Here is a 19,937-nt window from a genome sequence, read left to right on the forward strand (position 1 = left end):
CAGCCCCCACGACTGGGGCTGTGTCGATCCGACACCCCTCGGTGACCATCGTTCGGCGGCCTGCACCGGGCAGTCCGCACGCGGCTCGTCAGGGAGAGCCGCCGACACAGGGGAACCATGCGCATCACCACGACCAGGACCAGGCTGGCCGCCGTCATCACCGCAGCGGTGATCGCCGTGACCGGCAGCATCGCCATCGCCGCACCGGCCGGAGCAGCCACCACTGCGCCGGCCCGGGCATCGACCGTCGTCTCGACGAGCGTCCCCGCAGGGACCAAGCTGCTGCCCGGCGACGTCATGACGTCGTCGAACGGCCAGTTCCGGCTGGTCATGCAGGGCGACGGCAACCTCGTCGAGTACGGGATCGGGAACACCGTCCTCTGGGCGTCGAACACCGCGAAGTACCCCGGGGCCGTCGCGGTCGTCGGGACCGACGGCGTCTTCTCGATCCGCTCCGGCTCGAAGACCGTCGCGAAGTGGGGCACCTCCGGCCACGTCGGCTACGACTTCGGCGTGCTGCCCGACGGGTCGCTCCGGATGCGCGACTCCGTGAAGCGGACCATCTGGCAGCTCCAGAACTTCCAGGACCGCGTCACCGCCGGCAACGTCATCAAGCCCGGCACGGTGCTGCGCTCCGATGCGAGCTCCGCCCGGAAGTTCACGATGCAGGCCGACGGCAACCTGGTGCAGTACCTGAACGGCAAGGCCGCGTGGGCATCGCGCACCAACGGGCACCCGGGATCGTGGGCGTCCGTGCAGACCGACGGCAGCCTGGTCGTCTACGGACCCGACAACCGTGCGCTCTGGTCGTCGAAGACCACCACCGCCGGACGCGGTCAGCTCCTCGTGCAGGTCGACTCGAACGTCGTCCTCTACGGCAGCAAGGACACCCGGGTCTGGTCGACCCGCCCCGTCAGCGGCCTGCTCTGGCCCGTCGCGTCCACCCGGATCACCGGGAAGTTCGGCGACGACCGCGGTGCCGGGCACACCCCGCGCTACCACCAGGGCGCCGACGCGGGCGTCGTCACCGGCACCGCCGTGTACGGCTCGGGGAGCGGCACGGTCACCGAGACCGTCGCGAACAACGCGACGTTCGGCAACTACGTCGTCGTGAAGTACGGGCTGACGACGGTCCTCACCGCGCACCTCAGCAAGATCGAGGTGAAGAAGGGGCAGGTGGTGTCGTCGAAGACCGAGATCGCGAAGTCGGGCAACACCGGCCAGTCCACCGGCCCCCACGTGCACGTCGAGACGCGCATCAACGGCACGCTCAAGGACCCCTTGACGCAGCTGCACTTCCGCTGACGCCGCGGTGCGCGTGCGCGGTGCGCTCGCGGTGCGCGCGCGTCGCCCGCTTCCGCTGAGATCGCACTGTTCGTCGCCTCCTGAGACAGCAGGCGACAGAGCCTGCGATCTCAGCATCGGGTTCTCGGGGCGTCTCGCGCGCTCGACGTGACCAACCACCGGCCGGGAGGCTCGTGGCGGCCTGGCACCGCGCCTCCCGTCCGGATCCGTGGCGCGGTCCGGGTGCGCGGTACGGTCCGGGCCGTGGTGCGGTCCGGGTGCGCGGTACGGTCCGGATCCGTGGTGCGGTCCGGGTGCGCGGTACGGTCCGGATCCGTGGTGCGGTCCGGGTGCGCACAACGGAACGCGATGCGCACCACGCGATCGCGTGGTGCGGACTGCCTTCGGTTGTGCGCCGGGCGCGCCCTGGCGCGACCCCGGCCGTACCCTGGACGGGATGAACTCCCGCGCCGCCCGACTCCTCGTGCTCGTGGCGATCGGCATCGCCGCTGGGGTCCTCTCCGGCCTGTTCGGGGTCGGCGGCGGCGTCATCGTGGTCCCGGCCCTGATGGCCTTCCTGCACGTGGACCAGCGCAGCGCCTCCGCGAGCTCCCTCGTGGCGATCGCCCCCGCGGCCGTCGTCGGCGCGATCACCTACGCGGTGCAGGGCGAGGTGCACTGGCTCGCGGCGCTGACACTGGCGGTCGGCAGTGTCGTCGGCGCCCCGATCGGTGCCCGCATGCTCCGCGCGATCTCGCTGCGGGTCCTGCCGTGGATCTTCGTCGGCTTCATCGTCGTGGTGCTGGTCTCCCTGTTCGCGAACACGCCCTCGCGTGAGGGGACGGTGCACTTCGGCCTGGTCGAGGCGCTCGTCCTGCTCGGCATCGGTCTGCTGTCCGGGGTGCTCTCCGGCCTGGTGGGCGTCGGCGGCGGGGTCGTGATCGTGCCCGGCATGGAACTCGCGCTCGGCGCGGGCGACCTGCTCGCGAAGGGCACCTCGCTGCTCACGATGGTCCCGACGACGGTGTCGGGGACCGTCGCGAACCTGCGGAAGGGCGCGGTGGACCTGCGCGTGGGCCTCACGGTCGGGATCACCGCGGCGGTCTGCTCCCCGGCCGGCGCGCTCCTCGCGCGGGCGGTCGATCCCCAGGTCGCGACGTGGTTGTTCGCCGGGTTCCTGGTGGTGGTCGCCGTGATCGTCGTGCGGCGGGGCCTCCGGACCGCGCGGGCAGCGGCGACGCCCGGCCCCGGCGGGCTCGAGGGTGCCGCCGAGGACCCGACGGGCACCCGGTGAGGGTGACGACCGCCGAGGACGTGCTCGCCGCGTTCGCCCGCACGCCCGGTGACGTCGCGGCGGCGCGACGCGTGGCCCGTGGGTTCGCGGACCTCGACGAGGGGGAGCGGTCCGCGCTGCTCTGGAGCGAGGACCCCGGCGCCCGGCTCCTGGCCGTCGTGCTCCTCGTCCAGGCGATGCGGCGTCGCCCGGACCCCGAGCTGACCGAGGAGTACCTCGGCGCTGCGCGGGCGGAGCGCATCGACCGTGCCGACCTGGTGGACATCGCCGCGGAGGAACTCGTCGGCGCACCGATGGTCGGCGGCTCGACCGGGCCGCTGTTCGCCCTCGCGAAGTCCGACGTCGCGTGGGTGCGGCGGATCGCGGTGGTGGCGACGCTCGCGTTCGTGAAGCAGGGCGACGCCGACGTGCCGCTCGCCGTCGTGGGGCGACTGGTGCGTGAGCGCGGTGAGACCGTGCAGTCCGCGCTCGGGTGGGTCCTCCGCGAGGTCGGGAAGCGCGCCTCGGAGCCGGCGCTCGTCGCGTTCCTGGAGCGCCAGGGGCGGTTCCTGACGAAGGACGCCCTGGCGACGGCGACCGAGCACCTGCCGACCGCGGAACGCGACCGCCTGCGCCAGACCCGCTAGGTCTGCTGCGCCAGACGCGCTAGGACTGCTGCGCCAGACGCGCTAGGACTGCTGCGCCAGACGCGCTAGGACTGCTGCGCCTCCGCGAGGATCGTCCTCAGGCGCGCGAACGCCACGTCCGGGGCGAAGGTGCGCTCGATCGCCGCCCGCCGGGACTCGGGATCGCTGTTCCCGAACACGTCGTGGAGGTTCGCGGTCAGCAGCTCGGAGGTCGTCGCCATGCCCGGAGCCTAGACGGCCGGGCCGCGGACCGGGACGATGGGCGCATGCCGCACACCGAGGTGCCCGTCATCGACGCCGCGCTCGTCGAGCGCCTCGTCGCCGAGCAGTTCCCCACCTGGGCCGGGCTCCCCGTCGAGGAGGCGGTCCCGCAGGGCTGGGACAACCGCACCTTCCGGCTCGGGGACGCGCTGTCGGTGCGGCTCCCGAGCGCCGCGGGCTACGTCCCCGCGGTGGAGAAGGAGCAGCGGGTCCTGCCGTACCTCGCGCCCCGGCTCGACATCCCGGTGCCCGAACCCGTCGGCCTCGGACGGCCGGGCAGCGGCTACCCGTTCCCGTGGTCGGTGCGGCGGTGGTTGCCGGGCCGGGTCGCGGCCGGAGCGGACCCCGACCTGACGGCGCTCGCCGAGGACGTCGGCGCGGTCCTCCGGCAGCTCCGGACGGTCCCGCCGGCGGACGGTCCCGTCGCGGGAGCGCACTCGTTCCACCGTGGCGCACACCCGTCGGTCTACGGCGACGAGGTCGAGCGGGCACTCGCGGCGCTCGGGGACACGGTCGACCAGGCGGCGTGCCGGAGTGTCTGGGCAGCGGCGTGCGCGAGCAGGTGGGACCGACCGGGCGTCTGGTTCCACGGCGACGTCGCCCCGACGAACCTGTTGGTGGACGGGGATGGCCGGCTCTCCGCGCTCATCGACTTCGGCACGTGCGGTGTCGGCGACCCGGCGTGCGACCTGGTGCTCGCGTGGACGTTCCTCGACCGGCCGGCCCGGCGGGTCTTCCGCGACGCCGTCGGTCTCGACGACGGCACCTGGGCGCGCGGACGCGGCTGGGTCCTCTGGAAGTCGCTCATCATGCTGGCCGGCAGCGCCGGTCCCGGTGACCGCGCTGGTCACGAGGCAGTCCTGGCCGCGGCCCTCGACGACCCGGCGCTGTGAAGCCGCCACGACGCGAGCGCGTAGACGGGAGGGCACACACACCGCGACGAGAGGAGCGCCCACCGTGCGCGCACTGACCTGGCAGGGCACCGAGAAGGTGTCCGTCGAGACCGTCCCCGATCCCACGATCCAGGAGCCGACCGATGCGGTCGTCCGGATCACCTCGACCGCGATCTGCGGCTCCGACCTGCACCTGTACCGGGTCCTCGGCCCGTACATCGACAAGGGCGACGTCCTCGGCCACGAGCCGATGGGCGTGGTCGAGGCGGTCGGCAGCGCGGTCACCAACCTCAAGGTGGGCGACCGTGTCGTCGTCCCGTTCAACATCTCCTGCGGTCACTGCTGGATGTGCCAGCACGGCCTGCAGTCCCAGTGCGAGACCACCCAGGTGACGGAGTACGGCAGCGGCGCCGCGCTCTTCGGCTACACGAAGATGTACGGCCAGGTCCCCGGCGGCCAGGCCGAGTACCTCCGTGTGCCGCACGCCGACTACGGCCCCATCGTGATCCCGGACGACGGCACCCCGGACGACCGGTGGCTGTTCCTCAGTGACATCCTCCCGACGGCGTGGCAGGGCGTGCAGTACGCCGGCGTGCCCGAGGGCGGGACCCTCGCGGTGCTCGGCCTCGGCCCGGTCGGACAGTTCGCCGCCCGGATCGGCAAGCACCTCGGCTACCGGGTGCTCGCCGTCGAGCCCGAGGCGGTGCGCCGTGACCTCGCCGCGAAGTACGGCGTCGAGACCTTCGACCTCGACAAGGACGTCGTCGCGCAGCTCGTCGACCTCACCGACGGTCGCGGACCGGACGGCGTCGTCGACGCGGTCGGCATGGAGGCGCACGGCAACGCGGTCGCCGGGTTCGCCCAGCGTGCCGCGGGCCTGCTGCCCGACAAGCTGGCGCAGAAGGCGATCGAGACCGCCGGCGTGGACCGGCTCGCAGCCGTGCACACCGCGATCGACCTCGTCCGCCGCGGCGGCACCGTCTCGCTGAGCGGTGTCTACGGCGGGATGGCCGACCCGATGCCGATGATGACGCTGTTCGACAAGCAGATCACCATCCGTGAGGGGCAGTGCAACGTGAAGCGCTGGATCGACGACATCATGCCGCTCGTCGCCGACCCGTCGGACCCGCTCGGCACGCTCGACCTGACGAGCCACCGGGTCTCGCTCGAGGACGCGCCGCACATGTACGAGGTCTTCCAGAAGAAGGAGGACGACTGCGTGAAGGTCGTGCTCGACCCGGCGATGGCCGCGTCGGCCGCCGCATGACCCGGGTCGTCGTCGTCGGTGCGACCGGCAACGTCGGGACGGCCGTGCTCCGCCGGCTCGCCGCGGAGCAGGACCTGCAGGTCGTCGGGGTCGCCCGGCGTCTGCCCGACGTGCACACCGCGCCGTACGGCGACGCGGTCTGGCACGCAGTCGACGTCGGCGCGCCCGATGCCGTGTCGCAGCTCGCCGCGGTGTTCCGTGGTGCCGACGCGGTGATCCACCTGGCGTGGGCGCTCCAGCCCACGCACGACATCCCCGCGCAGCACCGGACGAACGTGGTCGGGACGGCGAACGTCCTGGCCGCGGTCGCCGCTGCCGAGGTGCCGCAGGTCGTCGTCGCCTCGTCCGTCGGTGCGTACCGGGGCGTCGACGTCGACGGCAAGCGGGACCGCAAGGACGAGTCCTGGCCGGCAGACGGCATCCCGACGGCGACGTACGCGATCCACAAGGCGGAGAACGAGCGGGCGATGGACGCCTTCGCGCGGGAGCACCCGGAGGTCGTCGTGACGCGGCTGCGTCCCGGGCTCATCTTCCAGCGTGCTGCCGCGGCGGAGATCCGTGGACTGTTCCTCGGGAAGCTCATCCCGATGCGCGCCGTCCGGTGGATCCAGTGGGCGGTCCTGCCGTTGCCGTACGCGTTCGTGTTCCAGGCGGTGCACGCCGACGACGTCGCGGACGCCTACTGGCGTGTGGTCGACCAGCGTGCGGGTGGCGCGTTCAACATCGCCGCCTCGCCGGTGCTCACCCCGCCGCGCATCGCCGCCGTCCTCGGCATGCGCGGCGCGGTCCGGGTACCGTTCCGGCTGATCCGCGGCATCGTGACGCTGACGTGGCGGCTCCGGATCCAGCCGACCGACGCCGGCTGGGTGGACATCGCGGCGTCCGTCCCGGTGATGTCGACCGAGCGTGCGCGCACGGAACTCGGGTGGGAGGCCCGGCACCGTTCCACGGACGCGCTCGGTGAGCTGGTGGCCGGGTTCGCGGACGGCACGAGCGTCCCGGGGTCGGGTCCCCTGCACGGGTAGCCTGGCCCGGTGCTGCCTCCGGACCTGCTCGGCGACTGGGCACTGGACCGCGCCGTGCTCGACCGCCGCGCGGGGACGACCGGTCGCGTGACCGGGACGACACTGCTCCGAGCGGTGGACGACTCGACGGTGTCGTGGACGGAGACCGGCACGATGGCGTTCGACGGCCGCTCGACACCGGTCTCCCGGGAGCTCCTGGTGCGCCGCACCGGGGACGACCGTTGGACCGTCCACTTCGCTGACGGCAGGCCGTTCCACGACTGGGTGTGGGGCACCACCGTGGTGCACGACTGCGCGCCGGACGAGTACACCGGCGTGCTCGCGGGGGACGTCGACCGGTGGACCGTCCGGTGGGAGGCGCGCGGTCCCGCGAAGGACTACCGCCTCGACAGCGTGCTCACCCCGGCGCGCTGAACGTCGGCCGCACCCGACAGACTGGGTGCATGGCACGCACCTCCGGCAAGTCCTCCGGCACCGACGCTCCTCGGATCACCCTCACCGAACCCGGTGACCTGACCGACTGGGCGCCCGGCCCCGGCGACGTGCTCACCGGGGACCGCATCGACGGGCGCCGGATCGCGTCGCTCGACATCGCGGGGGAGCGGCTGCCCGACCTCGAGATCGAGGAGTGCGTCGTCGAGGAACTCCACGCCGACGGGGCGGACCTCCGGGGCGTGCGGGTCCACGACACCGTGATCGAAGCGCTCGACGCCCCGGTGCTCCGCGCGTCGAGCAGCTCCTGGCGTGAAGTCCGGATCGGCGGCGGACGGGTCGGCTCCGCGGAGCTGTACGACTCCGGGCTGAACGGCGTCGAGTTCGTCGGGATGAAGCTCGGGTTCGTGAACCTCCGCGGTGCGACCGTCACCGACGTGGTGTTCCGCGACTGCGTCATCGACGAGCTCGACATCGCCGACGCCCGGCTGCTGCGGGTGTCGTTCGAGGGCACCCGGATCCGTGCGGCCGAGGGCTCGAACACCCGCATCGACCACGTGGACCTGCGCGGCGCCGACCTCGACCGGGTCGAACGACTCGAGGGTTTCCGCGGCGCGACGATCGCGGCTGACCAGCTCTACACGCTCGCCCCGTTGCTCGCCGCGCAGGCCGGCTACCGCGTGGAGTAGGCAGACACCCCGGACCGGGCGAGCGCGGCGGCGAGGTCGGCCTGCACCAGGTCGCCGTGGACCGCGGCGCCCGCCTGGGTGCCGGCAGCGGCCGACGCGATGACCGTCGCCATCGGGGACGCCACGTTCCCCGCGGCCCAGACCCCGCGCACGGAGGTCTGCCCCATGGCGTCGACCGTGACGGCGCCGGCCACCCGGAAGTCGCCCATCCGGAAGTCCTCGGCGACGAGTCCGATCCCCTGGAGCCCGTCGACCCGTGCCTCGGCGGTGCTCGCAGCAGCCAGGGCGTCGAGGTCCACGACGGAGCCGTCGCCGAGCGCCACGCCCGTCAGCACGCCGTCCGTCGACAGCACCCGGGCCACCGCGCCGTCGATCACCCTGATGCCCCGGGCGTCGAAACCGGCACGGGCGGTGTCGTCGACGAGGCCGGGTTCGGTCGCGAACACCGTCACGTGCTCGCTCAGCGCACGCCACAGCAACGCCTGGTGTGCCCCGAACGGCGTCGTCACGAGGACCCCGATGCGGCGGTCGCGGATCTCCCACCCGTGGCAGAACGGGCAGTGCACGACGCCGCGGCCCCACTGCTCCGCGAGCCCCGGCACGTCCGGCAGGACGTCCACGGCGCCGGAGGCGACGACGACCCGACGGGCGTGCACCTGTTCGCCGGAGTCGAGGGTGGCCGTGAAGCCGACCGGGTCGCCGTCGGGGACGGGCGTGGCGGACGTGGCCACGAGCCTCCCGGCCATGACGTCGACGCCGTACCGCGCGACCTCGTCCCGACCGGTCCTGGTGAGGTCCCGGGGAGGCGTCGCCTCCTGCCCGAGGTAGTTGTGGACGCCCGCCGCCGGGGCGTTGCGGGGTTCGCCCGCGTCCACCACCAGCACGGACCGGCGGGACCGGCCGAGGATGAGGGCTGCTGAGAGGCCGGCGGCTCCGCCGCCGATGACGATCACGTCGTAGGTGTCACGCATGCCGACATCGTGCGGTGTGCGCGCGATTCTGGCAACGATCCTTGCTGGTCTGGCAAAATGGCCGGCATGGACCACGGACGGGAGGCTCGCCCCACCCCGCGCACGACGGCCGAGGTCGTCGACGGGGTCGGGCCACGACTGCGCACCCTGCGGCAGCGACGGGACGTCACGCTCGCGGCCCTCGCGACGGAGACGGGCATCTCGGTGTCGACGCTCTCGCGGCTCGAGTCGGGACAGCGGAAGCCGACCCTCGAGCTCTTGCTGCCGCTGGCGCGGGCGTACCAGGTGCCGCTCGACGACCTCGTCGGAGCGCCGCGGACCGGCGACCCGCGGGTGCACCTGCAGCCCGAGGTGCACGGCGGCCGCGTGGTGGTGCCCCTCACCCGGCGGACCGGGGGCGTGCGGTCGTTCAAGCAGCTGTTCCCGCCGAACTCGCCCGGCGGCGAACCCGACCTGCGGACGCACGAGGGGTACGAGTGGCTCTACGTGCTGTCCGGGCGGCTCCGGCTGCTCCTCGGGGAACGCGACCTCGACCTCGGGCCCGGCGAGGTCGTGGAGTTCGACACCCACACGCCGCACTGGATCGGCAACGTCACCGACGAGGTCACCGAGGTGCTCTGCCTGTACGGGCCGCAGGGGGAGCGGGCACACGTGCGGGCGCGGCCCGTGCGCTGAGCCCGGTGCGCTTCGAGGCCATCCTGGGCCGCTGACCATCGAGCAGCGCGCATGGTCGGTCGGTACCGCCGCGGGTGCAGGGCCCGCGGTCATCGATCCGAAAGGCCCACCATGACGACGACCCCACCCGGGAACGACTCCGGGACCCCGATCCACGACCGGACGGCCGCTGCGGACGGCCACGAGATCCGCCCGGGTGTGACCGTGCCCTCCTGGGCGAACACCACCCCGCTCGACCGAGGCCGCGACGCGGACCTCGCCGCAGACCCCGTCGATGACCTGACCGTCGACGAGGCGTTCGACCCGGTCCCCGCGAACGAGCAGCTGCCCGCGACGCCGAGTGCGGCCGGCAGCGGCAGCGACGGCAGCGGGAAGGCCGACGCGGCCAAGGGTGCAGCCCAGGACGTCGCCGGTGACGCGAAGGCCAAGGCGTCCGACGTCGCCGGCACCGCCAAGGAACAGGCGTCCAAGGTCGCCTCCGAAGCGACCGACCACGCCAAGCAGCTCTACGGCCAGGCATCCGAGAACCTCAAGCAGCAGGCAGCCGAACAGCAGCAGCGTGCCGCGGGCGGACTGCGCAGCATCAGCGACCAGCTCGGCCGCATGGCGGAGAACGACGACGAGCAGGGCGTTGCGTCGAAGGTCGTCCGTGACCTCTCCGGCCGTGCGAACTCGGTCGCCGGGTTCCTCGAGAACCGTGACCCGGGTTCGCTCCTCGACGAGGTGAAGTCCTTCGCGGCGAAGCGCCCGGGCACGTTCATCGCGCTCGCCGCGGGCGCCGGGATCCTCGCCGGACGGCTCACCAAGGCGCTCGCGACCGAGGTCAAGCACGAGAAGGAAGCCGACATCACCGGCGACGGCACCACCGACACCGGCACCGGCACCGGGAGCGGCGTATGAGCCACACCGTCCCCGGCGCGACACCGACGGGCCAACCGAGCCCCGAGGAACGCGCCGCGAGCACCCCGCTCGGCGAACTCCTGACCGACGTCTCTCGCGACATCTCCAGCCTGTTCCGGCAGGAGGTCGCGCTGGCGAAGGCCGAGATCACCGAGTCCGCGAAGAAGGCGGGCAAGGGCGCCGGCATGTTCGGCGGTGCGGGCCTGACCGCGCTGTTCGCCCTGCTGTTCCTGTCGATCGCCGCCTGGTGGGGTCTCGGCTACCTCATCGGCAACGCGTGGTCGGCAGTCGTGATCGCGGTGGTCTACGCGATCGTCGCCGGCATCCTCGCGCTGCTGGGACGCAAGCAGATGCAGCAGATCAAGGGTGTTCCCCAGACCGTGGAGACGGCCAAGGAGATCCCCGACGCACTGAAGCCCAACACCGGGAGGAACGCATGAGCACGCCAGACGAGATCCGCAGAGAGATCGAACAGACACGAGGGACCCTGGGTTCCGACGTCGACGCACTCGCCGACAAGGTCAGCCCGTCCTCGATCGCCCACCGCCAGACCGAGAAGGTGAAGAGCCGGTTCCAGGGCGTCCGCGACTCCGTGATGGGCGCGGCGGACTCGGCACGGTCGAGTGCCTCGGGGTCCGCCTCGGGTGCGACCGACCAGGCGAAGGACGTCGCCCAGCGTGGCGTCGAGAAGGCCAAGGGCAACCCGCTCGCCGTCGGGCTGATCGCGTTCGGCGCCGGGTGGCTCGCATCGTCGCTCATCCCGACCTCGTCCAAGGAGGAGGAGCTGGCCGGTGAGCTCAAGGACCGCGCAGCACCCCTCGTCGACGAGGTCAAGGAGCAGGCGAAGGACGTCGGTTCGCAGCTCGGTGACGTCGCGAAGGAGCACGCGCAGGACCTCAAGGGGACCGCGCAGGACGCGGCCCAGACCGTCAAGGACGAGGCGCAGGGCGCCGCGTCCGACGTGGAGGACCACGCGCAGCAGTCCGCGGACGACGTCCGCGGGGCCTGAGGCCGGAGCACGGCACGGACGGGAGGCACGGTGCCAGCTGGCGCCGTGCCTCCCGTCCGTCGCCTGGTCGCGGCTCCGTCGTCTGGTCGCGTCGCGCTCGCTGGACCGGTCCCGAGCACGTCGGGAGTTCGCTGGACGGATGGCAGACGCTCCCACGACCGCAGTCCTGTTCGACATCGACGGCACGCTCGTCGACTCCAACTACGCCCACGTCGACGCCTGGTGGCGCGCGTTCCGGGCGATCGGGGCCTCGGTGGACGCCTGGCGCATCCACCGGGCGATCGGGATGGACTCCTCGCGGCTCCTCGAGGAGCTGCTGCCGGATGCCTCCGACGACGAGCGCGACACCGCGAAGCAGCACCACACGGCGTACTACGCCGAGCACATGCCGTTCCTGCGCCCGCTGCCGGGTGCCCGTGACCTGCTCGAGGCCGTCGCGTCCCGTGGGCACGCGGTGGTGCTCGCGACGAGCGCCCCGGCGTCCGAGCTCGAACGGCTCCGCGAGGTGCTCGACGTCGAGCAGTGGATCACCGCGGTGACGAGTTCCGAGGACGTGGACGAGGCCAAGCCGGCCCCCGGGATCATGCAGGTCGCGCTGGACAAGGTCGGGGTCGAGCCGTCCCGTGCGGTGATGGTGGGTGACGCGATGTGGGACGTGGAGGCCTCCTCGAAGGTCGGGATCCCGTGCGTCTCGGTGATGACCGGCGGGATCGGCGGCGACGAGCTGCGGGAGGCGGGCGCCGCTGCGGTGTACGACGACGCGGCGGCGTTGCTCGCGGGACTCGACGACTCGCCGATCGGCGCGCTCGGCACACCGGCTCCGTGAGCGTTCGCGGCCTCCACCGGAACCGGTGGGGTTCGCTCGCTCCTGCTCGGTCGTGGGAGGATCGTCGATCGTGATCACGATCGAACGCGTCAGCTGGGACGACCCTCGCGGAGTCGTCCTCCGTGCCCGCATGGACGAGGAGATGCACGAGCGGTACGGCTCCTCGGCCGGAGACGAGGACCCGGCCGTCACCGAGGAACGGAACCGCGCGCTCGCGGTCGATCCCTCCACGGTCATCACCTCGCTGCTCGCGATCGACGAGTCCGGCGAGGCCGTCGGCCACATCGCCGTCCGCCGCCTCCGCGACGAGGTCGAGCTGAAGCGCCTCATCGTGCTGTCCTCCGCCCGCGGGAAGGGTGCGGCGACCGCGCTGCTCGACGAGTGCGAGCGGGTCGGCCGTGAGCAGGGAGCCGCGCGACTCATCCTGCAGACCGGGGACAAGCAGCCCGACGCGGTCGCGCTCTACGAGAAGACCGGTTGGCGTGCGATCCCGGTCTACGAGCCGTACGCGGCGACGATGCCCTGGTCGTTCTGCTTCGACAAGGCCCTGTAGCTGGGAACTCTCCACGAGGAATTGCACTCTGGTGACCGGAGTGCAATTCTTGCTCGGTGAGCACCGCTGAACGCACCCGCGCGCTGCGTCGACGCATGATCGTCGAAGCACGTCGGTCGACCGTGGCCGACGGTCTGCACGGGTTCACGATCGAGCAGCTCTGCGAGACCGTCGGAGTCTCCCGTCGCACGTTCTTCAACCACTTCGCCTCGAAGGAAGACGCCGTCCTCGGCATCGAACTCAACGCGAACGTCGACATGCTGCTGGCCTACGCCCGCGGCGAAGTGGTCCCGGCGACCCTCGACCCGCTCACGTCCGTCGTCGCGCTCGCCGTCGAACAGGTGCGCACCGTCGGACTCGACCGCGCGGACGAAGCCCTCGTCCGCCGGGTCTTCGAGCGTGAACCGGCGCTCGTCGCCCGGTTCCTCTCGGCGACCGACGTGCAGCTCGCCAAGGTCGCGGAAGCGGTGCGGGAACGCTTCGGCTGGACCGTCCCCGACGATCCGCGCGCCCGGCTCGTGACCGAGTCCGCCGCGGGGCTGCTGCGCGTGACCGCCGCCGACTACTTCGACGACGACTACGACGAGTCGACGGGCGCTCCGTTCGACGAACTGCTCACCACGAACCTCCGCCTCATGAGGGCGGCCATCACCACCGGACAGGACGACACCCCATGAGCACCTCAGCGCCGCGCACCGCCAAGCGCGCACGCCCGGGCAGCGACGGACCACTGCTGCTGACCCAGCGCCGCATCTGGATCATCTTCTCCGCCCTCATCGCCGGGATGCTGCTCTCCAGCCTCGACCAGACCATCGTGTCGACCGCGATGCCGACCATCGTCGGCGACCTCGGTGGCGTCGCGCACCAGGCGTGGATCACGACCGGGTACCTGCTGGCATCCACGATCGTGATGCCCATCTACGGCAAGTTCGGTGACGTCATCGGCCGCCGCAACCTGTTCCTCGTGGCGATCGCGCTCTTCACGCTGGCGTCGCTCGGCTGCGCGATGTCGACCGGCTTCTGGCAGTTCGTGGTGTTCCGCGCGCTGCAGGGCCTCGGCGGTGGCGGTCTGATGATCCTGTCCCAGGCGATCATCGCGGACATCGTCCCCGCGTCCGAGCGCGGCAAGTACCTCGGCCCGCTCGGCGCGATCTTCGGCCTCTCCGCCGTCGGTGGCCCGCTCCTCGGCGGGTTCTTCGTCGACCACATGACCTGGCACTGGGCGTTCTGGATCAACATCCCGGTGGGGATCGCGGCGTTCGCCGTCGCCTGGTTCGCGCTGACCCTGCCGAGCAAGAAGGCGACCAAGCGCATCGACGTCCTCGGCGTCGCGCTGCTGTCGGCGACGACCGCGTGCCTGGTGTTCTTCACCGAGTTCGGCGGCAACGGCGACCACGGCTGGGGTGCGCTCGAGACCTGGGCGTGGGGTGCAGGGTTCATCGTCGCCGCAGCGCTGTTCGTCCTGACCGAAGCGCGGGCCCAGGACCCGATCATCCCGCTGTCGTTCTTCCGGAACCGCACGTTCGTCACCGCCACGGCGATCGGCTTCGTGCTCGGGCTCGGCATGTTCGCCGCGATCGGCTTCGTCCCGACGTTCCTGCAGATGGCGTCGGGCACCTCGGCCGCCGTCTCCGGGCTCCTGATGCTGCCGATGATGGTCGGCCTGATGGGCACCTCGATCCTCTCCGGCACGCTCATCACGAAGACGGGCCGGTACCGGGCGTTCCCGATCATCGGCACGATCGTCGTCGGCCTGGCGATGCTCGGGATGACGACGCTCGCCGCAGCGACCCCGATCTGGCTGATCTGCGTGTACCTGTTCGTGTTCGGCGCCGGCCTCGGTCTGATCATGCAGGTCGTGGTCCTCGTGGCGCAGAACGCCGTGGCGCCGGAGCACGTCGGCACGGCGACCTCGACGAACAACTACTTCCGCGAGGTCGGCGCCTCCCTCGGTGTCGCCGTCTTCGGTGCGATCTTCACCTCGCGCCTGACCGAGTCCCTGACCGACGTCTTCACGAGCGCCGGCGGCAGTGCGTCGCAGGCGGCGAGTGCGAGCGCGAGCATCGACCCGACGCAGCTCGCGAAGCTGCCCGAGGCGGTGCAGGACGGCATCGTGAACGCCTACGCCGACTCGCTGTCCCCGGTGTTCTGGTACCTGCTGCCGTTCATCGCGGTGGCGCTCGTGCTCGCGCTGTTCATCCCGCAGATGAAGCTCGCCGACGTGGCCGGCATGGTCGCCCGCGGCGAGGCGGTCGGTGGCGCCGAGGCGGACGAGCTCGAGCGTGCGCAGCGCGGCGCGGAGCGTCCGACGGAGTCGGTCGGCTCCGGCACGGGGTCGGTCCCGACGGCCCGGCACGACGAGTAGTCGTCACCATCCACGGACGGGAGGCCCGGTGCCAGCTGGCACCGGGCCTCCCGTCCGTCTGCGGTCGCGCGCGCCCGCGGCTCGCTCGCGCCTGCGATGCGACAACGCCGTTGTCGTACGACAGCGAGCATGTCGTCGTTCAGCGTGTGCAACTGTTGCGGACGCAAGGTGCGACGAGGTCGTTGTCGTACGGCTGCGAGGACGTCGTCACTCGGCGCGCGCAACCGTTGCGCACGGAACTCTTGCGTGTGCAAGGTACGACAACGCCGTTGTCGTACGACAGCGAGCATGTCGTACCGCGTCGGCTGCCGGAGCGGACGCGGCGCACGGACGACGCGCACGCGCACGGTGCGCGCGCCCGGCGCAGCGCGTCAGGCGCCGGTACTCGCGCGGGGGATGAGCCGCGTGGGGAGCGCCGGCGACGGCGTCGAGGTGCCGTCGAGCGTCGCGAGCAGCCGGAGCGCTGCGGCCCGGCCGAGGTCGGCACCGGGGAGTGCCACGCTCGTCAGCGCCGGCGCGGTGACCGACGAGGACGGCAGGTCGTCGAACCCCGCGACGGCGAGGCCTCCCGGAACCGCGACGCCCCGGGCCCCCGCGACCCGGAGCACCCCGTACGCCAGGGTGTCCGCCGCGGCGACCACGGCCGTGACGCCCTCGGCGAGCCAGTCGTCGACCACCCCGTCGACGGCGGCGGCAGCGGCGTCGATCGTCAGGTCGGCCTGGGCGCGCGTCCGGGACACCGTGATGCCGGCGGCGGTGCAGGCGTCCTCGAACAGGGACCGGCGGACGGCGAACGTCGTCGCCCGTGACGTCCCGTCGAGGTACGCGACGCGCCGGTGTCCGGCGGCGGCGAGGTGTGCGACGAGCGCCGACACCCCGGACGAGAGGTCGTAGTTGACGGCGTCGGCGCCTCCCGGTGCGTCGAGCAGCACGACGGGGACGCTCGCGGACATCGACTCACCCGCGGCGGGGGCGTCGACGAGGATCCCGGCGGGCCGCAGCCGCTCGAAGCGCCGGACGTCCGCGTCGACCGGTTGCGCGCCGCGCTCGGTGACGGAGAGCACGAGCTGGAAGCGGTCCCCGACGGTGTCCCGGACGCCGCGGATGACCTCGGCGAAGAACGGGTTCGACAGGTCCGGCGCGATGAGGACGACCAGGTCGCCACTGCCGCGCGCGAGGGAGCTGGCGGCGTGGTCGACGACGTAGCCGAGCTCCTCGACCGCGTCGCGGACCCGCGTGGCGATCGGGATCGACACACGGCCGCGGTCCTTGCCGTTCACGACGAGCGAGACGGTCGCGATGCTCGTCCCGGCGCGCTCGGCGACCATCGCCGCGGTGACACGACGGCTGTTCCGGGAAGGGGGTGCCACGCGTCGATGCTACCGAGCGGACCCGCAGGACTTGACGTCAAGCGTTTGATGATGTGTGATGTCAAACGCTTGACGCGGCGTGCATGGCGCGTCAGGCCACCGACACCACCGGCGAACCCGACACCACGGCGACGACCGGAATCCCCAGCGAAGTGGAGCACCAGTGCCCGAGAAGATCATCCTCGACTGCGACCCCGGTCACGACGACGCCGTCGCGATCCTCCTCGCCCACGGCAACCCGGACATCGAGCTCCTCGCCGTGACGACCGTCGTCGGCAACCAGACCCTGCCGAAGGTCACCCGGAACGCCCTCGCCGTGGCCCGCATCGCCGGCATCACCGGTGTCCCGTTCGCCGCCGGCGCCGACCGGCCGCTGCTCCGCGAGATCGAGGTCGCCGAGGGCATCCACGGCGAGAGCGGCCTCGACGGACCGATGCTGCCCGAGCCGTCGTTCCAGCTCGACGAGCGGCACGCGGTCGACCTCATCATCGAGACCGTGATGGCGCACGAGCCCGGCACCGTCACCCTCGTGCCGACCGGCGGGCTGACGAACATCGCCCTCGCGGCCCGCAAGGAGCCCCGCATCGTCGAGCGCGTCAAGCAGGTCGTGCTCATGGGCGGCGGCGTGCACGTCGGCAACTGGAGCCCGGTCGCCGAGTTCAACATCGTGATCGACCCCGAGGCCGCCTCGATCGTCTTCGACGCCGGCTGGGACGTCGTCATGGTCGGCCTCGACCTGACGCACCAGGCCCTCGCCACCCCTGAGGTCGCGGCGCGCATCGCGGCCGTCGGCACCGGCCCGGCCGCGTTCGTCGGCGAGCTGCTGGACTTCTTCGGCCAGACCTACAAGGACGCGCAGGGCTTCGACGCCCCGCCGGTCCACGACCCCTGCGCCGTCGCGTACGTCATCGACCCGACGGTCGTCCGTGCCGTGAAGGTCCCGATCCACGTCGAGACCCAGGGCACGCTGACCCTCGGCATGACCGTCGCCGACTTCCGTGCCCCCGCCCCGGATGACTGCCGCACGAGCGCCGCGATGGAGCTCGACCACGGCCGCTTCTGGGACCTCGTCGTCGACGCCCTCGAGCGCATCGGCGAGACCCCCGACACCGGCTGGACGCCCCGCGCAGCCGCCACCGCCGTCGAAGCCGGCACCACCGTCACCACCACCGAGAAGGCCTGACGCACATGACCACCTCATCGACGAAGAAGTCGATCGGCGCACTCACCGCCGCGCTCCTCGCAGCCTGCATCGCGTTCCAGCTGAACGCGAGCATGCTCAGCCCCGCCCTGGTCACCATGGCGAGGGAGCTCCACACCGACGACGCGACGATCGGGCTCTCGCAGACCCTGTACTTCACGCTCGCCGCGCTGTTCTCGCTGTTCCTGCCGCGCCTGTCCGACATCGTCGGCCGCAAGCGCGTCCTGGTCGGCATGCTCGCTGTGATGCTCGTCGGCAGCATCGTCGCGGCGCTCGCGGTGAACGTCCCGATGCTCTTCACCGGCCGCATCATCCAGGGTGTCACCGGTCCGGTCGTCCCGATCTGCCTCCTGGTCCTCCGCAACGAGATCGCAGACCCGAAGCGCTACGGCGCCGCGCTCGGGCTGCTCACCGCGGTCAACGGCGGCATCGCCGGGATCGACTCGCTCGCCGGTGGGTGGATCGCCACGAACTTCGGCTTCCGCGGCATCTTCTGGGTGATCGCCGTCGTCACGGTCATCGCGCTCGCGATGGTGGCCGTCTGGGGCGTCGAGTCGAAGCCGTCGGCCGGCACCCGGATGGACTGGATCGGGGTGGTGCCGCTCGTCGTGTCGGTCGGCGCACTCCTCACCGCCTTCAACGAGGCGGGGAAGCTCGGCGCCGCCAACCCGCTCGTCGTCATCGGCGGGATCGTCGTCGCGCTGGCCGCGTTCGCCGTGTTCTGGGCGGTGGAGTCCCGCGTCAAGGAGCCGCTCGTCGAGACCCGGTTCCTGAAACGCCGGGCGACGTGGGCGCTCCTCGCGACGACCTTCCTCACGATGACCGGTGTCTTCGCCGTCGTGAACGGCCTCGTCACGTCGCTGGCGCAGAACCCGGACGCCGGCTTCGGGATGGAGGCCGACCTCGCCTCCCTGGTGTTCCTCACGCCGTACGCGTTGGTCGGGTGGATCGTCGGCCCGTTCGCCGGTCGCCTCGCCCCGACGATCGGCTACCGCGCGATCCTGCGTGTCGGCCTGATCGGCAGCATCGTCGCGACGCTGCTGATGGCGTTCGTCGGCGTGCACTCCCTGCCGGTCCTCGTTGCCGCGACCGTCCTGATCGGCATCACCTACGCGGGCATCGCGAACATCATCCTGAACGGCCTCGGCATCGTCCTGTCCCCGGACTCGAACCCGGGCTTCCTGCCCGGCCTGAACGCGGGTGCGTTCAACCTCGGCGCCGGCGTCAGCTTCGCCGTGCTGCCGGCCCTGCAGATCGCCCTCGGCGTCGGCGGGTCAGCGGGGACCGCCGGCTACTCCGGTGGGATGCTGCTCGGTGCCGTGATCACGATCGCCGCCGTCGCGACGTCGTTCCTGATCCCCCGTCCGGAGAGCGCCGAGACCACGTCCGTCGCCCCGCAGAAGGAGACCGTCCGTTGACCGACACCATCGTGATCGTCGGGTCGCTGAACGCGGACCTGGTGGTCCGCACCGACCGCTTCCCGAAGCCCGGTGAGACCCTGCACGGGTCCGACCTCGCCACCCTGCCCGGGGGCAAGTCCGCCAACCAGGCAGTGGCCGCCGGGAGGCTCGGGGGCACGGTGCGCATGATCGGCGCGGTCGGCGACGACGGGAACGGTGCGCTGCTCCGCGACTCCGTCGCGGCTGCGGGTGCGGACACCACGCACGTCGCCGTCCGGGAGGGCGTGGCCACCGGCACCGCCGTCATCACCGTGGACGCGCACGGGGAGAACACCATCGTGATCTCCGGCGGCGCGAACGCCACGCTGACGCCGGACGACGTCCCTGCCGACGCCTTCACGGGCGCCGCGGTGCTCGGGCTCTGCCTCGAGGTCTCGATCGATGTGGTCCTCGCCGCCGCCCGTGCGGCGCACGACGCCGGGGTCACAGTCTTGACGAACCTGTCCCCGTTCGGCGACGTGCCCCGCGAGCTCCTCGACCTCACCGACGTGCTGCTGGTGAACGAGCACGAGGCCGCCGAGCTCGGCGACCACGGCGTCGCCCGCTCGATCGTCACCAGGGGTGGCGACGGCAGCATCGTGCACGACGGCGATGCCGAGCCCGTCGAGGTCCCGGCGATCCCGGTCGAGGCCGTCGACACCACGGGCTGCGGCGACGCGTTCATGGGTGCCGTGGCGCTCCGGCTCGCCGCCGGCGACTCCCTCGTCGACGCGGCGCGGTTCGCCGCCGGGGTCGGGGCGTACGCCGCGACCGGGGCCGGGGCGCAGGCGTCGTACCCGACCACCGACCAGCTCGAGGCGTTCCTGCGGGCGTAGGAACAGCCTCCCGGCTTGTAT

Annotated in this window: 22 protein-coding genes; 19 read left to right on the forward strand and 3 right to left on the reverse strand. The window is 72.1% G+C overall.

Annotated elements, in window-relative coordinates:
• Positions 1–117 precede the first annotated feature (117 nt).
• The 3 genes from EDF24_RS04260 (at position 118) to EDF24_RS04270 (ending at position 3,204) form a co-directional block, all read left to right on the forward strand.
• Positions 118–1,305: a peptidoglycan DD-metalloendopeptidase family protein gene (locus EDF24_RS04260; protein WP_123701205.1), complete on the forward strand. Its 1,188-nt coding sequence runs from the start codon at positions 118–120 to the stop codon at positions 1,303–1,305.
• Positions 1,306–1,741: 436 nt separating this feature from the next.
• On the forward strand, positions 1,742–2,578 hold the full coding sequence (locus EDF24_RS04265) for a sulfite exporter TauE/SafE family protein (protein ID WP_123701206.1): 837 nt from the start codon (positions 1,742–1,744) through the stop codon (positions 2,576–2,578).
• Positions 2,575–3,204 carry a DNA alkylation repair protein gene (locus EDF24_RS04270; protein ID WP_185021548.1) on the forward strand — a complete coding sequence of 210 codons (630 nt, stop codon included), beginning with the start codon at positions 2,575–2,577 and terminating at the stop codon, positions 3,202–3,204. Before EDF24_RS04265 ends, EDF24_RS04270 begins: the two co-directional genes overlap by 4 nt.
• 65 nt (positions 3,205–3,269) lie before the next feature.
• Here the strand turns inward: EDF24_RS04270 and EDF24_RS19030 are convergent, their stop codons facing one another.
• Positions 3,270–3,425, reverse strand: a complete 156-nt coding sequence (locus tag EDF24_RS19030) for a hypothetical protein (protein ID WP_185021549.1) — start codon at positions 3,423–3,425, stop codon at positions 3,270–3,272.
• A gap of 45 nt (positions 3,426–3,470) precedes the next feature.
• Here EDF24_RS19030 and EDF24_RS04275 point away from each other — a divergent pair, with 45 nt between their 5' ends.
• The 5 genes from EDF24_RS04275 to EDF24_RS04295 all read left to right on the forward strand — a co-directional run bounded on the left by EDF24_RS04275 (position 3,471) and on the right by EDF24_RS04295 (position 7,771).
• Entirely contained in the window at positions 3,471–4,358 is an 888-nt protein-coding gene (locus EDF24_RS04275) for an aminoglycoside phosphotransferase family protein (protein WP_123701208.1), read from the forward strand.
• Between the two features lie 64 nt (positions 4,359–4,422).
• The gene (locus EDF24_RS04280) at positions 4,423–5,625 is read left to right on the forward strand and encodes a zinc-dependent alcohol dehydrogenase (protein WP_123701209.1); all 1,203 of its coding nucleotides are present in this window, start codon (positions 4,423–4,425) and stop codon (positions 5,623–5,625) included.
• Positions 5,622–6,650 (forward strand): NAD-dependent epimerase/dehydratase family protein, encoded by a 1,029-nt coding sequence (locus tag EDF24_RS04285; RefSeq protein WP_123701210.1) that lies wholly within the window; start codon positions 5,622–5,624, stop codon positions 6,648–6,650. The genes EDF24_RS04280 and EDF24_RS04285 overlap by 4 nt, the downstream gene beginning before the upstream one ends.
• 9 nt (positions 6,651–6,659) lie before the next feature.
• Positions 6,660–7,064, forward strand: coding sequence for a DUF6314 family protein (locus EDF24_RS04290; RefSeq protein ID WP_123701211.1), 405 nt, complete (start codon positions 6,660–6,662; stop codon positions 7,062–7,064).
• A 29-nt stretch (positions 7,065–7,093) separates the two neighbouring features.
• Complete coding sequence (locus EDF24_RS04295) at positions 7,094–7,771, forward strand: pentapeptide repeat-containing protein (protein ID WP_123655384.1); 678 nt, start codon at positions 7,094–7,096, stop codon at positions 7,769–7,771.
• On the opposite strand, the gene EDF24_RS04300 is transcribed toward EDF24_RS04295, so the two are convergent.
• Complete coding sequence (locus EDF24_RS04300) at positions 7,756–8,742, reverse strand: NAD(P)/FAD-dependent oxidoreductase (protein WP_123701212.1); 987 nt, start codon at positions 8,740–8,742, stop codon at positions 7,756–7,758. The two genes, EDF24_RS04295 and EDF24_RS04300, sit on opposite strands and share 16 nt — an antisense overlap.
• A 57-nt stretch (positions 8,743–8,799) precedes the next feature.
• On the opposite strand from EDF24_RS04300, the gene EDF24_RS04305 reads away from it, so the two are divergent.
• The 8 genes from EDF24_RS04305 to EDF24_RS04340 all read left to right on the forward strand — a co-directional run bounded on the left by EDF24_RS04305 (position 8,800) and on the right by EDF24_RS04340 (position 15,070).
• A complete protein-coding gene (locus EDF24_RS04305; RefSeq protein ID WP_395867336.1) occupies positions 8,800–9,417 on the forward strand; it encodes a helix-turn-helix domain-containing protein in 618 nt (205 codons plus the stop codon).
• Positions 9,418–9,528: 111 nt separating this feature from the next.
• The gene (locus tag EDF24_RS04310) at positions 9,529–10,317 is read left to right on the forward strand and encodes a hypothetical protein (RefSeq protein WP_123701213.1); all 789 of its coding nucleotides are present in this window, start codon (positions 9,529–9,531) and stop codon (positions 10,315–10,317) included.
• On the forward strand, positions 10,314–10,757 hold the full coding sequence (locus tag EDF24_RS04315) for a phage holin family protein (RefSeq protein ID WP_123655388.1): 444 nt from the start codon (positions 10,314–10,316) through the stop codon (positions 10,755–10,757). Before EDF24_RS04310 ends, EDF24_RS04315 begins: the two co-directional genes overlap by 4 nt.
• Positions 10,754–11,326 carry a DUF3618 domain-containing protein gene (locus EDF24_RS04320; protein ID WP_123655389.1) on the forward strand — a complete coding sequence of 191 codons (573 nt, stop codon included), beginning with the start codon at positions 10,754–10,756 and terminating at the stop codon, positions 11,324–11,326. Before EDF24_RS04315 ends, EDF24_RS04320 begins: the two co-directional genes overlap by 4 nt.
• Positions 11,327–11,465: 139 nt before the next feature.
• A complete protein-coding gene (locus tag EDF24_RS04325) occupies positions 11,466–12,152 on the forward strand; it encodes an HAD family hydrolase (protein WP_123701214.1) in 687 nt (228 codons plus the stop codon).
• Positions 12,153–12,222: 70 nt separating this feature from the next.
• Complete coding sequence (locus EDF24_RS04330; RefSeq protein WP_243698171.1) at positions 12,223–12,705, forward strand: GNAT family N-acetyltransferase; 483 nt, start codon at positions 12,223–12,225, stop codon at positions 12,703–12,705.
• Positions 12,706–12,761: 56 nt separating this feature from the next.
• Positions 12,762–13,382, forward strand: a complete 621-nt coding sequence (locus EDF24_RS19035) for a TetR/AcrR family transcriptional regulator (protein ID WP_165931309.1) — start codon at positions 12,762–12,764, stop codon at positions 13,380–13,382.
• Positions 13,379–15,070, forward strand: a complete 1,692-nt coding sequence (locus EDF24_RS04340) for an MDR family MFS transporter (RefSeq protein ID WP_123701215.1) — start codon at positions 13,379–13,381, stop codon at positions 15,068–15,070. The genes EDF24_RS19035 and EDF24_RS04340 overlap by 4 nt, the downstream gene beginning before the upstream one ends.
• 371 nt (positions 15,071–15,441) lie before the next feature.
• Here EDF24_RS04340 and EDF24_RS04345 read toward each other — a convergent pair whose 3' ends face one another.
• Positions 15,442–16,440 (reverse strand): LacI family DNA-binding transcriptional regulator, encoded by a 999-nt coding sequence (locus EDF24_RS04345; protein ID WP_260233348.1) that lies wholly within the window; start codon positions 16,438–16,440, stop codon positions 15,442–15,444.
• A 163-nt stretch (positions 16,441–16,603) separates the two neighbouring features.
• Between EDF24_RS04345 and EDF24_RS04350 the strand changes: the two genes are divergently transcribed.
• From EDF24_RS04350 to EDF24_RS04360, 3 genes are read left to right on the forward strand one after another with little or no spacing between them, the layout of a single operon-like run.
• Positions 16,604–17,623: a nucleoside hydrolase gene (locus EDF24_RS04350; protein ID WP_123655392.1), complete on the forward strand. Its 1,020-nt coding sequence runs from the start codon at positions 16,604–16,606 to the stop codon at positions 17,621–17,623.
• Between the two features lie 5 nt (positions 17,624–17,628).
• The gene (locus EDF24_RS04355) at positions 17,629–19,059 is read left to right on the forward strand and encodes an MFS transporter (protein ID WP_123701217.1); all 1,431 of its coding nucleotides are present in this window, start codon (positions 17,629–17,631) and stop codon (positions 19,057–19,059) included.
• On the forward strand, positions 19,056–19,916 hold the full coding sequence (locus EDF24_RS04360) for a ribokinase (protein ID WP_123655394.1): 861 nt from the start codon (positions 19,056–19,058) through the stop codon (positions 19,914–19,916). The genes EDF24_RS04355 and EDF24_RS04360 overlap by 4 nt, the downstream gene beginning before the upstream one ends.
• Positions 19,917–19,937: the final 21 nt, after the last annotated feature.

Origin of the sequence: Curtobacterium sp. PhB130, from assembly GCF_003755165.1 — a bacterium.
Classification (GTDB): domain Bacteria; phylum Actinomycetota; class Actinomycetes; order Actinomycetales; family Microbacteriaceae; genus Curtobacterium.